Below are 14927 nucleotides of genomic sequence, written 5' to 3'. Positions count from 1 at the left end.
CGCTGATGTCCACGAGCGGAAAAGTCGCGGTTGCCGGAGTCGTGGCAGCCATCGTGCTGTTCTGGACGGTCGGGTTCTGGGTGGGGCTGCTGGTCCTGATCGGCGTGCCCGCAGCCGCGTACCTCCTGCTGGACTCTTCTCAGAGGCGTCGTCTGCGGGGCGTCTCCAGGAAGCAGATCGGCCGCTGACGGCCGCGCGCCGTGCCCTGACACCGAACCGGTTCCCGCCCTGATGCCCGAGCCGGTCCCATCCCGTCCGCGCACATCACGCCGGGCGCACCGCGACGCGGTCCAGGGCCGTCAGCAGCGCCGGCAGGTCGGTCTTCCCCTCGCGCGGAACCGGGAGCACGCCGCCCGGTTCCTCGTCGAGCAGCACGAAGGCGGCGCCGGCGGTACGGGCCACCAGCGACCAGCCGGGGCCGTCCGCCCGCAGGGTCCGGACCTCCTCACCGGCGAAGGAGGAGCGCACCCGGCCGGGCGGTGGCGCGGTCTGCGTGTACGCCTGCGCCTCGGCCAGGGCCCGCGCGAGCCCGGGGTGCGCGGCGGCGGCCGCGCCGCCGTCCAGCGCCTCGCGCTCGTGCCAGTCGTCCCACTGCCGGGCGATCTGGTCCGCGGCCATCCGCCGCTGCACCGGCCCCCAGGTCTCCGCCGAGGGAGGCGCCAGCGGCACCCGCCCGGTGCCGTCCGCGCCCTGCTCCGGATCGTGGGGTTCCGGGATCCCGGAGGCCGCCACCGACAGCTCCAGCGGCCACCCTGCCAGAGAGACCACGATCGACCGCTCGTCGGGGGAGAGGTCGTAGTCCATGCCGCAGTCCCACGAGGCGATCGCCGCGGCCACGAGCGAGACGTCGTCCACGACGACCGTCCACCGCGCGCCCTCCTCGTCCTGACCGAGCACCAGCCCGTACCCTTCCGCGTTCGGTGCCACGCCCAGCAGGGAGCAGGCTTCGGGAAAGTCGTCGCCCAGGATGCTGGGGAACTGCGCGGGGGTCAGCAGCACGGCGGTCAGCACGTACAGCGAGCCGCCCCCCTCGTCGCCCTCGTCGTCGGACACCTGGCCTCCCCGTCGCTCTCTCGTCGGCGCACCTTAACCAGCGGGTAACCCACCCGTCGAGGCCCTGCGGCCGACCATTTTCAAGGCTGCCACCTGCACGTAGAGTTGGCACTCCGCCACAGAAAGGGCAACCGGTGCAGCGTTACGACCGGCTGAGGGAGATCCTCGCTCTCGACCCCGACAAGGACTTCCTCGCCATCTACCGGCTCACCGCCACCTACGAGTTCCCGTGGGACTTCACCCGCGCCCTGGAGCTGGCACTGTTCCGCACCTACGCCGTGCCCTCCATCGGGGGTCTGCTGGCGGAGACGGCCGAGTTCACGGACCGCCCCCAGCGGCGCTACGACGACACCACGCTGCTCCTCGACGCGATCGTGGAGCACGGTTTCGAGAGCGACACCGCGCGCACGGCGATCCGCCGCGTGAACCAGATGCACCGGAGCTACGACATCTCCGACGACGACATGCGCTACGTCCTGTGCACGTTCGTGGTGGTCCCCTCCCGCTGGCTGGACGCGTACGGCTGGCGCCCGCTGACCCACCACGAGCGCCGGGCTTCCGCGAACTACTACGCCGCCCTGGGCAGGCATATGGGCATCGCGGACATTCCCGGCTCCTTCGAGGAGTTCGAGTCCGTGCTCGACGCCTACGAGAAGGCTCGTTTCGGCTGGGACGAGGGAGGACGCGCGGTCGCGGACTCCACCCTGGACCTGATGGCCTCCTGGTATCCGGCGCCCCTCGCCCCCGCGGTCCGCGGCGCGAGCCTCGCCCTCCTCGACGAGCCGCTGCTGAACGCCTTCCGGTTCCCCCGTCCCCACCCCCGCACCCGGCGGCTGGTGCAGGGCGCGCTGCGCCTGCGCGGCCGTGCGGTTCGGTTGCTGCCCCCGCGCAAGGCCCCGCACTACGCCCGGCAGAACACGAACATCAAGAGCCGTCCCGGGGGTTACGACGTGGGCGAACTCGGCACGTTTCCGGTGTCCGGCGCAGGCGGCTGTCCCGTCCCGCATCCGCGCCGGCCCACCGGGGCCGAGGCGCAGCCTCCGGCGTAGCCCCGGTTCGCCGCGCGGCGGGCGTCCGCACGCGTCCGGGCGCGGTGCCGGTGTACGAGGACACCTCAGCCGCGGCGTTCGGCCAGTGCCAGGAAGCGTGCGTCCTCATCGGCGTACGAGGTCATGGCCCAACCCGAACGGGCCAGCAGCGGACCGAGGTTGTGCTCGGCGCGCAGGTCCTCCGGGGTCAGCTCCCGGCCCTGGCGGCCGGCGAGGGCCGCCCGCCCGATCGGGTGGAACAGCGCGAGCCGGCCGCCGTCGCGCACGACCCGGGCCAGTTCGCGCAGGTTCGCCTCCGGGTCGGGGAGGTGGGCGAGGAGTCCCGCGGCGAACACCGCGTCCAGCGCCCCGTCGCGGAGGGGCAGCCGGGCCACGTCCGCGAGCAGCAGCGCCCCCTGCGCGCTGCGCCCCGCCCGCCGCGCGGCCGCGAGCATCTGCGGGGTGAGGTCGGCCCCCAGGACGAGCCCGGTGGGCCCGACGGCCGCGCGCAGCGGCGCCAGCGCCCGCCCGGTGCCGCAGCCCGCGTCGAGCACCCGGTCCCCGGGCCGCAGCCCGAACTCGGCGACGGCGGTCGCGAAGGCGGGCGCGTCGTCGGGGAACTTGCGGTCCCAGTCGGCGGCGCGCGCCCCGAAGAACTCCTGCACGTGCGTGTGGTCTTCGCTCATGCGCCCATGATCTCGCACCGGCCCGCCCGCCCGAGCCTGCGGACCGTGCGCAAGGTGATACGTCGCGTGATCGGAGATGAACGTATCTCTGTCATATTCCAGCAGTTACAGCGGCTTTCGAAATGATCCCCCTGTTCGCACCCTCACCCGGACTAGCGTCCGGTGGCCATGGGACACCTGGGACACCTGGACCACGCCGCCCACGGCTGGCTGACACCTGTGCTGTCATACGTGATGGCCTCCATCGGTGCCGCCCTCGGGCTGCGCTGCACCGTCCGCGCGCTCGCTGCGACGGGCGCCTCCCGGCGCAACTGGCTGCTCACCGCGGCCTCCGCGATCGGCACCGGCATCTGGACGATGCACTTCGTCGCGATGCTCGGCTTCGACGTCATCGGCACCGAGATCCACTACAACGTGCCGCTCACCATCCTCAGCCTGGTCGTGGCCATGCTGGTGGTCGGGGCCGGAGTGTTCGCCGTGGGCTACGGCAAGGCCCGCGGCAGGGCCCTGGTCCTGGGCGGGCTCACCACCGGAGTCGGCGTCGCCAGCATGCACTACCTCGGTATGGCGGCCCTGCGCCTGCACGGCCGCGTCAGCTACGACCCGCTGACCGTCGGCCTCTCGGTCGCCATCGCCGTGGTGGCGGCCACCGCGGCGCTGTGGGCCGCGCTCAACATCAAGTCGCCGGTGGCCGTGGCCGCCGCCTCACTCGTCATGGGCGCCGCCGTCAGCAGCATGCACTACACGGGGATGACCGCCGTCGCCGTCAGCGTCTCGCCCTCGGACGCCGCCCTGCCCGGCGCCACGGCCATGCAGTTCATCTTCCCGCTCGCCGTCGGGCTGGGGTCGTACCTGTTCATCACCGCCGCCTTCGTCGCACTGTCCCCGACGGCCGACGAGCGCGCCGCCTCCGACTCCGTCCGGAGCCTGGGGGAGCGGGCCGTGACCGCCCACTGAACACCTCCCGCGCACACGTCGCCCCCCACCCACCCGCATCCACCGATCACCCGCACCCCGCAGCCGCACCCGCACCCCGAACGACTGTCGGCACCGCCCCGGAACGAGGAGCCCATGCGCACACCCCGCAGACAACCGGAAGCAGCGGCGCCACGGCTCCCCGCGCCGGCGGGCGGCCGCGGCGCGGGCACGGGCCGCCGCGCCCACGCCGGGCCGCCGGCCGACGAACACCCGGAACAGGTGCGTCCGCAGCCGGCTCAGGCCGCCCCGCAGCCGCACGGACGCGGCTCGCGCGTGCGGCTGCGCCCCGCCACCGTCCGCGCGAAGATCGTCTCGCTGCTGATGGTCCCCGTCGTCTCCCTGCTCGCCCTCTGGGCCTTCGCCACCGTCAGCACCGCCCAGGACATCGCCGGGCTCACCCGCGTCCAGCGGGTCGACAGCGAGATACGCACCCCCGTCGCCGCCGCCGTCACCGAGATCCAGGCGGAACGGCGGGCCGCCGTCCGGCTCCTCGCCGACCCCGCCGCCGACCCGGCCGTCCTGGACCAGCAGGCCCGGCGCACCGAAGCCGCCGCCGGGCGGCTGCGGCTCGGCGACCGCAACACCGTCGCCGACTCCGGTGACTACGACTCGGACGTCGTGGTCCGCCTCGGCGCGTTCGTCGCCGACGCCGAAGCACTGGAATCCGCCCGCAAGGACATCACCGGGCGCCGAGCCACCCCCGCGGCCGCCTTCGAGATCTACACGCGCGTGATCGAATCGGCGCTCGCCGTCGACGGCGCCCTGACCGGCGGCGAGGATGCCGAACTCGGCCCCGCCTCGCGGGTCCTGGCGGAGTTCGGCCGCGCCGGGGAGCTCCTCTCGCGGGAGGACGCGCTGCTCGCCGTACCGGGCCCGCGCAGCACCGAAACGCTTCGCCAGCTGACCGGCACCATCGAGGCCCGCCGCGACCTGACCGCCGCCGCGGCCCGCGACCTGCCTCCCGCCCAGCAGGCCGCCTGGCAGTCCGTCGCCAAGAGCGCCGCCTACGCCGACCTCACCGCCGCGGAGGACCGGGCCTTGGCCGCCGGAGCGGCCAAGGAGGCGCGCGGGGTGCCCGCCGGATGGGAGGCCGCCCACACCGGCATCGCCGCCTCCATGCGCGAGATCGAGACAGCCGCGCACGCGGCGGCCGCCGACCGGGCGGACCCGTTCGCCGAGGGTGCGCTCAGCCCGGCCGGCGCGGCCGTGCTGCTGGGCCTGGCGGCCGTCGCCGCCTCCCTGGTCATCTCCGTCCGCATCGGCCGGGTCCTCGTCGTGGAGCTGGTCTCGCTGCGCAACACGGCGCTGGAGATCGCCCACCGCAAACTCCCCCACGCCATGGACCGGCTGCGCGCCGGCCAGGACATCGACGTGGACGCCGAGACGCCGGCCGGACCGCCCGGCGACGACGAGATCACCCAGGTCGGCGAGGCGCTCGCCACCGTCCACCGAGCCGCGCTCAGCGCCGCGGTGGAACGCGCGGAACTGGCCAGCGGGGTCTCCGGCGTGTTCGTCAACCTCGCCCGCCGCAGCCAGGTCCTCGTACACAAGCAGCTCACCCTGCTCGACTCGATGGAACGCCGCGCGGACGACCCGGGTGAGCTCGGCGACCTGTTCCGCCTCGACCACCTGACCACCCGGATGCGCCGGCACGCGGAAAGTCTGATCATCCTCTCGGGCGCGGCCCCCGGCCGGGCCTGGCGCATGCCGGTTCCGCTCACGAACGTGGTGCGGGCCGCCGTCTCGGAGATCGAGGACTACCCGCGTGTGGAGGTGCGCCGACTCGCGGAGGCCGCCGTGGTCGGCGGAGCCGTCGCCGACCTCACCCACCTGCTGGCCGAACTCATCGAGAACGCGGCCCAGTTCTCCCCTCCGCACACCAAGGTCCAGGTCAGCGGGGAGCCGGTCGGCGCCGGGTACGTCCTGGAGATCGAGGACCGCGGGCTCGGCATGGGCCGCGAGACCCTGAGCGACGCCAACCGGCGCATCGAGCAGTCCGAGGCGCTCGACCTCTTCGACAGCGACCGGCTCGGGCTCTTCGTCGTCAGCCGGCTCTCCTCCCGCCACGGGGTGAAGGTGCACCTGCGGACCTCCCCGTACGGCGGCACCACCGCCGTGGTGCTGCTGCCGAACTCGCTGCTCCAGGGGGCGATCACGGCCGGAGCCCCGGAACCGGAGCCCCGGCCCGGGGCGTCCGCCGGAGCACGGGCCGCGGGGCCCGGGCCTGTACCGGCGCCCGGACCCGTACCGGCGCCCGAACCGGCCGCCGCGCCGGTCCGCGCGCCGCAGGCGGCCGAGCGGGCGCAGCAGCCGCCCGCGATGACCGTCGTACGGCAGGACGCGTCAGGCCCCGAGGGCCCGGGGCCCGCCGCCCGCCGGCCGCAGCCCCGGCCCGCTCCGGTGGCCGCGCTGCGGCCGCGCGTCCCGGGCGGCGCGCTCGCGGCCCCGCCCGCAGCCGCGCCACCGGCCGCCTCGGTGACGGAACTGCCGCGGCGGGTCCGCCAGGCCAGCCTGGTCCCGCAGCTGCGCGAGACACCGGCCCGTACGGCACCGACCGGGCCGCCCGTCGCGGAGGACCCGCCGGGGCGCAGCCCGGAGCAGGCCCGGGAACGGATGGCCGCCTACCGCGCCGGATGGGTCCGCGGCGCCCAGGAGAACCACCCGCACGCGGCCCCTGAGGCTCGTGATGGCCGTGAAGGCGGCGCAGGCAGTGCAGGCCGTGAAGGCGGCGCAGGCAGCAAGGGAGACGTGTGATGATCGACCACCAGAGAATCGGGCTCGACGGGGGTGCCCGCAGGTCGGGCGAACTGGACTGGCTGCTGGACGACATGGTCGTCCGCGTCCGGGAGGTCCGGCACACCGTGGTCCTGTCCAACGACGGCCTGCCGGTGGGGGCCTCCAGCGGGCTCAGCCGGGAGGACGCCGAGCACCTGGCGGCCGTCGCCTCCGGCTTCCACAGCCTGGCCAAGGGCGCGGGCCGGCATTTCCACGCCGGGGGCGTGCGCCAGACGATGGTCGAGATGGACGACGGCTTCCTCTTCGTCGCGGCCGCAGGGGACGGCTCCTGCCTCGCCGTGCTCAGCGGCGCCGGGGCCGACATCGGGCTGATCGCCTACGAGATGGCGCGCCTGGTGAAGCAGGTCGGCGAACACCTCTACACCCCGCCCCGGTTCGCGGCGCGGCCGCCGGCCGCCGGCTGAGGGCGGCGGTCCGGAACATGGACGGCCAGTGGTACGACGCCGACGCGGGCCCGCTCGTCCGCCCGTACGCGATGACCGGCGGGCGGACGAAACCCGGACCCCACGGGGTCCGCTTCGACCTGATCGCCCTGGTCGTCGTGGATCCGGAGGGCACCGACGCGGCTGCCGAGTCGCTGCTCGGTCCGGAACACCGGGCACTGCTCGGCCTCTGCCGGTCGGAGACCCAGTCGGTGGCGGAACTCGCCGCCGACGCCGACCTGCCGGTGGGGGTGGTTCGGGTGCTCCTCGGCGACCTGCTGGAGGGCGGGCACGTCAAGGTCAGCAGGCCGGTACCACCCGCGCAGCTGCCGGACGAACGGATTCTGCGGGAAGTCATCGAGGGATTGCGAGCGCTGTGATGGGACTGCACGAGGGCGGGCCGGTGGATGCCGGTCATGGGGACGACCCCGAACTGGCGGCGCTCGCGCTGAAGATCCTGGTGGCCGGCGGCTTCGGGGTCGGCAAGACGACGCTGGTCGGCGCGGTGAGCGAGATCCGGCCGCTGCGGACGGAGGAGCAGCTGAGTGAGGCGGGCGAACTCGTCGACGACACCGGCGGCGTGGACCAGAAGAGGACCACGACCGTGGCCATGGACTTCGGGCGGATCACCATTCGCTCCGGACTGTCCCTCTACCTGTTCGGCACCCCGGGGCAGGACCGGTTCTGGTTCCTGTGGGACGAGCTGTCCCAGGGGGCGCTGGGGGCGGTGGTGCTGGCGGACACGCGGCGCCTGGAGGACTGCTTTCCGGCGGTGGACTACTTCGAGCACCGGCGCATCCCGTTCGTGGTGGCCGTCAACTGCTTCACGGGCGCCCGGAGTTACGGCGCCCATGACGTGTCGAGGGCGCTGGACCTGGATCAGGGGACTCCGGTGGTGCTGTGCGACGCGCGGGACAAGGACTCGGGAAAGGAAGTGCTGATCAGACTGGTCGAGTACGCGGGGCGGGTGCACACCGCCAGGCTGCTGGAGTCGGTGGAGCCGCAGGCCGGTTCGGTGTGAGCCGGCCGCGGCCCCGGGCCGGAGATCCGGTGCCGTTCAGTCGGAGATGCCGGCCAGGGCGATCACCTTGTCGATGTGGACGCGGACGAGGAGCTCGCCGGGGACGGCATTGCGGCGGCCGAAGGCCTCCGCGCGATCCTCTCCCATGTAACGGGCGCCGATCCGCGTCGCCCAGTGCAGGTTCTGCCGTGGGTCGTCGGCGTGCTCGATGATCTCGGCGCGGCCCTGGAGCACGACGTAGGAGAACGGGGGTCGGTCGTCGTCGACGCACAGGGCGACCCGGCCGTCACGGGCCAGATTCCGGCCCTTCACCGTGTCCTTGCCGGTGTTGAACACGAACGTGTCGCCGTCGAGCACGAACCAGATGGGGGCGATGTGGGGACTGCCGTCCTCGCGGACGGTGGAGAGCTTTCCGGTGCGAGTGGAGTGCGAGACGAACTCCCGCCATTCCTGTTCGGTCATCTTCTTCGCCATGAGGACATCCTCCTTGCCGGAAAGGCACTGGTGGGGAAGGCTGGCGGGACGACTACGCGGGGCGCGGCGGGGGCCATGCGGGTGCGTCGACGGGGAGGGGCTCGGAAATGGCACTGGACAAGCAGCTCGACTGGCTGCTGGACGACCTGACGCGCAGGGTCCAGCAGGTGCGGCACGCGGTGGTGCTGTCCAACGACGGCCTGGTGACCGGCGCGAGCGCGGGGCTGGCGCGGGAGGACGCGGAGCACCTGGCGGCCGTCTCGGCCGGACTGCAGAGCCTGGCCAAGGGCTCGGGGCGGCACTTCCGGGCCGGGGAGGTACGCCAGACGATGGTCGAGTACGACGAGGGGGTGCTCTTCGTCATGGCCGCGGGCGCGGGCAGCTGCCTGTGCGTGCTGAGCGCGGCGGAGTCGGACATCGGGCAGGTCGCCTACGAGATGACCCTGCTGGTCAACCGGGTGGGTGAGCACCTGGGGGTCGCCGAGCGGCGAATCACCGGGGGCTGAGTTATCCACAGGGCTCTCGCGGTGTCGTTGCTGTGAGTTACGGTCTTCACACAGAGTGATCAGCGCTTGTGAAGGAGACCGTGATGACGACCACGACCATGGCCACGATCCTGCCGACGACCATGACGGCGGCCGTGCCGACGACTGGCGTGCCGACGACTGCCATGCCGATGGCGGCCATGAGGGCGGCGGCCATGCCGATGCCGTCGGCCGATGTCCCTTCCGGAGCCCCTGCCGAGGTGCGGGCGGAGGCAGGGGCTGGTGCAGGGGCCGCGGAGCTGGTGGGCGGTGCGCGGGCCGCGGCGGAACTGGGTCTGACCCGCCCGGAGTTCGCCAGGGCCGTCCAGCTCGGGATCGTGCGGGCGGGGCCCTCGGCCCCCGGCCGGGCCGCGCGCTTCACGCGGGCCGAGCTGGACCGGGTCAGGTCCGCCGGCAGCAGGCCGGGAGAGGGCGGGCCGCAGGCACTGCGGGAAGCGGTGGCGACCGTGGCCGGTGCGGAGGCCGCCGCCGGCGTGCTGGGCATCGGACCGAGCCGCTTCACCCGGCTCGCCCGGTGCGGGCACCTCACTCCGGTCGGCTACCGGATCAACCGGTACCGCGCGGTGGTGTGGCTCTACCTGACCGCCGAACTGCGGGAGTTCGCGGCACACGAGCCGGCGCGGTTGCGCGGTGTGGCGCCCCCGGACGACCGGAAACTGCTCGAGGCCAAGGAAGATTTGCGCCCCCGGACATGGCGGGGGAGGCACGTGGGGCTCCTGCTGAGACGGACCGCCGACCCGTGGGAGCGGGCCGCGGTCCTGGCCTCCGTCTTACCGGAGCCGGAACTGCTGCTCGCCGTGCCCGATTCGGCGGAGCGGATCGTCCTGGCGGCCCTCGCCCCGCCCCTTCCGTACGGGCACCCGCAGGCCGCGGCTGCCGCGGCCGTGGCGCTGCGGCTGCTCAAGGCCGGGCCGCCGGACGAGATCCACTGGTACCGCACCAGTCTGGAGTTCGCGCTGACCGGGGCGCGCGGTCAGTCGAAGTCGACGGGGGACAGCGGGCCGACGTAGACCCAGGCTCCGGCTTCGCGGGAGAAGGCGCTGTGCTCGTGCAGCGAGCCCGTGTGTCCGCCCGCGCGGTAGTGCGCCCGGAACTCCACCGAACCCTCCGTCTCGAACATGCCGCCGCGCTCGGTGGCGAGGATCTCCAAGCGCTCCCAGCGCTGTCCGGGATCCAGGTCGAGCCCGGCCGGGCGGGTCGAGGAGTGCCAGGAGCGCAGCAGGTAGGCGGTGTCGCCGACGGCGAAGGCGCTGAACCGCGAGCGCATCAGCCGTTCGGCGGTGGGGGCCGGCTGGGCACCGGAGTGGAAGCGGCCGCAGCACTCCGGATAGGCGACGGGCAGCCCGCAGGGGCAGGGAAGGGCCGGGGTGGGCATGGGTGGACTCGGTTCCTCGTGGGCGGGCGGGGCGGCGGGGTCGCGCGGACTTACCGGGCGGGCCGGGGAGGCTGGGCGGTGTACGGACGGAACAGGCCCTCCTGGACCACGGAGACCAGCAGTCGGCCCTCCAGGTCGTAGATGCGGCCGCGGGCCAGCCCCCGGCCGCCGTGGGCGATGGGCGACTCCTGGTCGTAGAGGAACCACTCGTCGGTCCGGAACGGCCGGTGGAACCACATGGCGTGGTCGAGGCTCGCCATGTCGAACCCGCGCATCCCCCACAGCGGTTCCACCGGGATGCGCACGGCATCGAGGAGGGTCATGTCACTGGCGTAGGTGAGGGCGCAGGTGTGCACGAGCGGGTCGTCGCCCAGCGGGCCGACCGCCCGCATCCACACCGCGCTGCGGGGGTCGGCGTCCTTGAGCTCCTCGGGAGTCCAGCGGAGCCGGTTCACGTAGCGGATGTCGAAGGGCTGGCGGCGGGCCATCCGCTCCAGCGCCTCCGGCAGCGCCCCCAGGTGCTCGCGGATCTCGTCCGCGACCTTGGGGAGCGTGTCCGGATGAGGAACGTGGTGAGGAGGCAGCTGGTGCTCGATGCCGCCCTCCTCCGGATGGTGGAAGGAGGCGGTGAGATTGAAGATCGTCTTGCCCTGCTGGACCGCGGTGACACGGCGCGTGGTGAAGGACCGCCCGTCGCGCACCCGCTCCACCTGGTACACGATCGGCACCCCGGGGATGCCGGGGCGCAGGAAGTACGCGTGCAGCGAGTGCACCGGGCGGTCGCTCTCCACGGTGCGGCCCGCCGCGACCAGGGCCTGGCCGGCGACCTGGCCGCCGAAGACGCGCTGGAGGGACTCCTGCGGGCTGGCGCCGCGGAAGATGTTGACCTCGATCTGCTCCAGATCGAGCAGGTCGACGAGTCTCTCGGCGGGGTTCGTCATCAGGGGTTCTCCACTGTCGGGTCCGGGCGGGGCCGGCGGGAAGCGGGAGTCGGCGGCGCCGGTGGGCCGCCGGGGACGGGTCGTGCGCTCAGAGCGTCCCGAGCTCGCCGACCGAGGTGACCCGGATGACGGCCCGGCCCTCCTCGTCGGAGGCCGCGAGGTCGACCTCGGCACTGATGCCCCAGCCATGGTCCCCGTTGGGGTCGGCGAAGGTCTGCCGGACGCGCCAGAGGCCGTGCGCCGGGTCCTCCTCGATCTGGAGCAGCTTGGGGCCGCGGGCGTCGGGTCCGGTGCCGAGGTCGTCGTACTCGTCCCAGTAGCCGTCCATGGCCTCGCCCCAGGCGTCCGCGTCCCAGCCGGACTCGGAGTCCAGCTCGCCCAGCACGTTGACGTGGTCGAGGGCGGCCAGCTCCACCCGGCGGAACATCGCGTTGCGCACCAGGACGCGGAAGGCGCGTGCGTTCGCCGTGACCGGCTTGACCTGGTCGGCCTTCTCCTGGGCCTCCTCCGCGGTCTCCACCTCCGGGTTCGCCAGCTGCTCCCACTCGTCGAGCAGGCTGGAGTCCACCTGGCGGACGAGTTCGCCGAGCCAGGCGATCAGGTCTTCGAGGTCCTCGGACTTGAGGTCGTCGGGGATGGTGTGGTCCAGCGCCTTGAAGGCACCGGCCAGGTAGCGCAGCACGATGCCCTCGGTGCGGGCCAGCTCGTAGAAGGAGGTGAACTCGGTGAAGGTCATCGCGCGCTCGTACATGTCGCGGACGATCGACTTGGGGGAGACGGGGTGGTCGCGCACCCACGGATGGCTCTTGGCGTAGACGTCGTAGGCGTGGAAGAGCAGCTCTTCGAGCGGCTTGGGATAGGAGACGTCCTGGAGCCGCTCCATCCGCTCCTCGTACTCGATCCCGTCGGCCTTCATCTGGCCCACCGCGATGCCGCGTTCCTTGTTCTGCTGGGCGGCCAGGATCTGACGCGGGTCGTCCAGGGTCGACTCCACGACGGACACCATGTCCAGCGCGTAGGAAGGGGACTCGGGGTCCAAGAGGTCGAAGGAGGCCAGCGCGAAGGTGGACAGCGGCTGGTTGAGGGCGAAGTCCTGCTGGAGGTCGACGGTGAGCCGGACGGTACGGCCCTCGGCGTCGGGGGTGTCCAGCTTCTCCACCACGCCGCCGTCGAGCAGCGAACGGTAGATCGCGATGGCCCGGCGGATGTGCCGCAGCTGCGCCTTGCGCGGCTCGTGGTTGTCCTCCAGGAGGTGGCGCATCGCCTGGAAGGCGTCACCGGGACGGGCGATGACCGACAGCAGCATGATGTTGGTGACCTTGAACCGCGAGGTCAGCGGCTCGGGGTCGGCGGCGATGAGCTTCTCGAAGGTGGTGTCCGACCACGCGACGAAGCCCTCCGGGGCCTTCTTGCGCACGACCTTGCGGCGCTTCTTCGGGTCGTCGCCGGCCTTGGCGAGCGCCTTCTCGTTCTCGATGACGTGCTCGGGCGCCTGCGCGACGACATAGCCCGCCGTGTCGAAACCGGCCCGGCCGGCGCGGCCGGCGATCTGGTGGAACTCGCGGGCGCGCAGCGTGCGGACCCGGTTGCCGTCGTACTTGGTGAGCGCGGTGAACAGCACGGTGCGGATCGGGACGTTGACCCCGACGCCGAGGGTGTCGGTCCCGCAGATCACCTTCAGCAGACCGGCCTGCGCGAGCTTCTCGACCAGGCGCCGGTACTTCGGCAGCATGCCCGCGTGGTGGACGCCGATGCCGTGCCGGACGTAGCGGGAGAGGTTCTGGCCGAACTTGGTGGTGAAGCGGAAGTTGCCGATCAGCTCCTGGATCTTGTCCTTCTCCTCGCGGGTGCACATGTTGATGCTCATGAGCGACTGCGCCCGCTCGACCGCCTGGGCCTGGGTGAAGTGCACGATGTAGACGGGAGCCTGCCGGGTCTCCAGCAACTCGGTGATCGTGTCGGTGATCGGCGTGGTCACGTACTCGTACGACAGCGGGACGGGCCGATTCGCGGAGCGGACCACGGAGGTGGGCCGCCCGGTGCGCCGGGTCAGGTCCTCCTCGAACCGCTTCATGTCGCCGAGGGTCGCCGACATCAGGACGAACTGGGCCTGCGGCAGCTCCAGCAGCGGGATCTGCCAGGCCCATCCGCGGTCCGGCTCGGCATAGAAGTGGAACTCGTCCATCACGACCTGGCCGATGTCGGCGTGCCGGCCGTCGCGCAGGGCGATCGAGGCCAGCACCTCGGCGGTGCAGCAGATCACCGGGGCGTCGGCGTTCACCGAGGCGTCGCCGGTCAGCATGCCGACGTTCTCGGTGCCGAAGAGCTTGCACAGGTCGAAGAACTTCTCCGACACCAGGGCCTTGATCGGGGCGGTGTAGAAAGTGACCTTGTCCTGCGCCAGGGCGGTGAAGTGCGCGCCCGCCGCGACCAGGCTCTTGCCCGAGCCGGTCGGGGTGGACAGGATCACGTTCGCCCCGGAGACGACCTCGATCAGCGCCTCCTCCTGAGCCGGGTACAGGGTGATGCCCTGGTCCTCCGCCCACGAGGAGAAAGCCTCGAAGAGGGCGTCGGGGTCGGCGTTCGGCGGGAGCTGATCAATGAGGGTCACGCCCCCATCTTGCCTGGCTTCGCCCCGGATGAGGGAACCGGCCGACCCAGGGAAGATCATCGGCGGTACGCTGTGCCGTCGGAACGGCCCCGGGCGAAACCGTCGACGCGGCCCGAGTACGACATCACACATCACACCACCGGGGCGGGGAACGACCATGATGGGTCCGGCGCATTCACTCTCGGGGGCGGCGGCCTGGCTGGGGGTGGGTGCGGCGACCGCGGCGGCCGGGCATCCCATGCCCTGGCCCGTGCTCGTCGTCGGCGCGCTGATCTGCGCCGGAGCGGCCCTCGCGCCGGACCTCGACCACAAGTCGGCCACGATCTCGCGCGCCTTCGGGCCGCTGTCCAAGGGGCTGTGCGAGGTGGTCGACAAGATCTCCTACGCCGTTTACAAGGCCACCCGCTCGCGCAAGGACGCCCGCCGCACCGGCGGCCACCGCACGCTCACCCACACCTGGCTCTGGGCCGTCCTGATCGGCGGGGGCGCCTCGGCGCTCGCCGTGACCGCCGAGCGCTGGGGCGTGCTCGCCCTGCTCTTCGTCCATCTGGTGCTGGCGGTGGAAGGGCTGCTCTGGCGGGCTGCCCGGATGTCCAGCGACGTCCTGGTCTGGCTGCTGGGTGCCACCAGCGCGTGGATCCTGGCCGGAGTGCTCGACCAGCCCGGCAACGGGGCGGGCTGGCTGTTCACCGGCCCGGGCCAGGAGTACCTCTGGCTCGGCCTGCCGATCGTGCTCGGCGCCCTCGTCCACGACATCGGCGACGCCCTGACGGTCTCGGGCTGCCCGATCCTGTGGCCCCTCCCGATCGCGGGCAAGCGCTGGTATCCGATCGGCCCGCCCAAGATGATGCGCTTCCGGGCCGGGAGCTGGGTGGAGCTCAAGCTGCTCATGCCGGTGTTCGTCCTGCTCGGCGGCTACGGGGGCGCCTCGGCGCTCGGTTTCGTCTAGGTCCTGTCGTCGAAGCGGCGCCTGGCCCGCGGCGCCACTTCGACGACA

General features: G+C 72.7%; 16 protein-coding genes. 10 read left to right on the top strand and 6 right to left on the bottom strand.

Annotated elements, in window-relative coordinates:
• Positions 1 to 5: 5 nt before the first annotated feature.
• The gene (locus AC07FY_RS16085; protein ID WP_479006187.1) at positions 6 to 188 is read left to right on the top strand and encodes a hypothetical protein; all 183 of its coding nucleotides are present in this window, start codon (positions 6 to 8) and stop codon (positions 186 to 188) included.
• A gap of 76 nt (positions 189 to 264) precedes the next feature.
• Here AC07FY_RS16085 and AC07FY_RS16080 read toward each other — a convergent pair whose 3' ends face one another.
• Positions 265 to 1053: a hypothetical protein gene (locus AC07FY_RS16080; protein WP_479006185.1), complete on the bottom strand. Its 789-nt coding sequence runs from the start codon at positions 1051 to 1053 to the stop codon at positions 265 to 267.
• A gap of 134 nt (positions 1054 to 1187) precedes the next feature.
• On the opposite strand from AC07FY_RS16080, the gene AC07FY_RS16075 reads away from it, so the two are divergent.
• A complete protein-coding gene (locus tag AC07FY_RS16075; RefSeq protein ID WP_479006184.1) occupies positions 1188 to 2102 on the top strand; it encodes an oxygenase MpaB family protein in 915 nt (304 codons plus the stop codon).
• Between the two features lie 65 nt (positions 2103 to 2167).
• Here AC07FY_RS16075 and AC07FY_RS16070 read toward each other — a convergent pair whose 3' ends face one another.
• Positions 2168 to 2767, bottom strand: coding sequence for a class I SAM-dependent methyltransferase (locus tag AC07FY_RS16070; protein ID WP_479006181.1), 600 nt, complete (start codon positions 2765 to 2767; stop codon positions 2168 to 2170).
• A 177-nt stretch (positions 2768 to 2944) separates the two neighbouring features.
• Here AC07FY_RS16070 and AC07FY_RS16065 point away from each other — a divergent pair, with 177 nt between their 5' ends.
• The 5 genes from AC07FY_RS16065 (at position 2945) to AC07FY_RS16045 (ending at position 7984) form a co-directional block, all read left to right on the top strand.
• Entirely contained in the window at positions 2945 to 3724 is a 780-nt protein-coding gene (locus AC07FY_RS16065; RefSeq protein WP_479006369.1) for an MHYT domain-containing protein, read from the top strand.
• A 114-nt stretch (positions 3725 to 3838) separates the two neighbouring features.
• The gene (locus AC07FY_RS16060) at positions 3839 to 6499 is read left to right on the top strand and encodes a sensor histidine kinase (protein WP_479006178.1); all 2661 of its coding nucleotides are present in this window, start codon (positions 3839 to 3841) and stop codon (positions 6497 to 6499) included.
• Positions 6499 to 6945 (top strand): roadblock/LC7 domain-containing protein, encoded by a 447-nt coding sequence (locus AC07FY_RS16055; protein WP_479006176.1) that lies wholly within the window; start codon positions 6499 to 6501, stop codon positions 6943 to 6945. The genes AC07FY_RS16060 and AC07FY_RS16055 overlap by 1 nt, the downstream gene beginning before the upstream one ends.
• Positions 6946 to 6962: 17 nt before the next feature.
• Positions 6963 to 7343 (top strand): DUF742 domain-containing protein, encoded by a 381-nt coding sequence (locus AC07FY_RS16050; RefSeq protein WP_479006173.1) that lies wholly within the window; start codon positions 6963 to 6965, stop codon positions 7341 to 7343.
• The gene (locus AC07FY_RS16045; protein ID WP_479006170.1) at positions 7343 to 7984 is read left to right on the top strand and encodes a GTP-binding protein; all 642 of its coding nucleotides are present in this window, start codon (positions 7343 to 7345) and stop codon (positions 7982 to 7984) included. The genes AC07FY_RS16050 and AC07FY_RS16045 overlap by 1 nt, the downstream gene beginning before the upstream one ends.
• A gap of 36 nt (positions 7985 to 8020) precedes the next feature.
• Here the strand turns inward: AC07FY_RS16045 and AC07FY_RS16040 are convergent, their stop codons facing one another.
• Positions 8021 to 8458 carry a PPOX class F420-dependent oxidoreductase gene (locus tag AC07FY_RS16040; protein ID WP_479006167.1) on the bottom strand — a complete coding sequence of 146 codons (438 nt, stop codon included), beginning with the start codon at positions 8456 to 8458 and terminating at the stop codon, positions 8021 to 8023.
• 107 nt (positions 8459 to 8565) lie between these two features.
• On the opposite strand from AC07FY_RS16040, the gene AC07FY_RS16035 reads away from it, so the two are divergent.
• Positions 8566 to 8964, top strand: coding sequence for a roadblock/LC7 domain-containing protein (locus tag AC07FY_RS16035; protein WP_479006164.1), 399 nt, complete (start codon positions 8566 to 8568; stop codon positions 8962 to 8964).
• Positions 8965 to 9047: 83 nt separating this feature from the next.
• On the top strand, positions 9048 to 10013 hold the full coding sequence (locus AC07FY_RS16030) for a DUF6397 family protein (RefSeq protein ID WP_479006161.1): 966 nt from the start codon (positions 9048 to 9050) through the stop codon (positions 10011 to 10013).
• On the opposite strand, the gene AC07FY_RS16025 is transcribed toward AC07FY_RS16030, so the two are convergent.
• The 3 genes from AC07FY_RS16025 to AC07FY_RS16015 all read right to left on the bottom strand — a co-directional run bounded on the left by AC07FY_RS16025 (position 9977) and on the right by AC07FY_RS16015 (position 13930).
• Positions 9977 to 10378 carry a YchJ family protein gene (locus AC07FY_RS16025; RefSeq protein ID WP_479006158.1) on the bottom strand — a complete coding sequence of 134 codons (402 nt, stop codon included), beginning with the start codon at positions 10376 to 10378 and terminating at the stop codon, positions 9977 to 9979. The two genes, AC07FY_RS16030 and AC07FY_RS16025, sit on opposite strands and share 37 nt — an antisense overlap.
• Positions 10379 to 10428: 50 nt before the next feature.
• The gene (locus tag AC07FY_RS16020; protein ID WP_479006155.1) at positions 10429 to 11319 is read right to left on the bottom strand and encodes an acyl-CoA thioesterase; all 891 of its coding nucleotides are present in this window, start codon (positions 11317 to 11319) and stop codon (positions 10429 to 10431) included.
• A gap of 88 nt (positions 11320 to 11407) precedes the next feature.
• A complete protein-coding gene (locus AC07FY_RS16015) occupies positions 11408 to 13930 on the bottom strand; it encodes a DEAD/DEAH box helicase (RefSeq protein ID WP_479006153.1) in 2523 nt (840 codons plus the stop codon).
• A gap of 157 nt (positions 13931 to 14087) precedes the next feature.
• On the opposite strand from AC07FY_RS16015, the gene AC07FY_RS16010 reads away from it, so the two are divergent.
• Positions 14088 to 14879: a metal-dependent hydrolase gene (locus AC07FY_RS16010; protein ID WP_479006151.1), complete on the top strand. Its 792-nt coding sequence runs from the start codon at positions 14088 to 14090 to the stop codon at positions 14877 to 14879.
• The last annotated feature ends 48 nt before the right edge of the window (positions 14880 to 14927 follow it).

The organism is Streptomyces sp. NPDC045967 (genome assembly GCF_056430495.1).
This window is presented reverse-complemented; position numbering and strand designations above follow the sequence as displayed.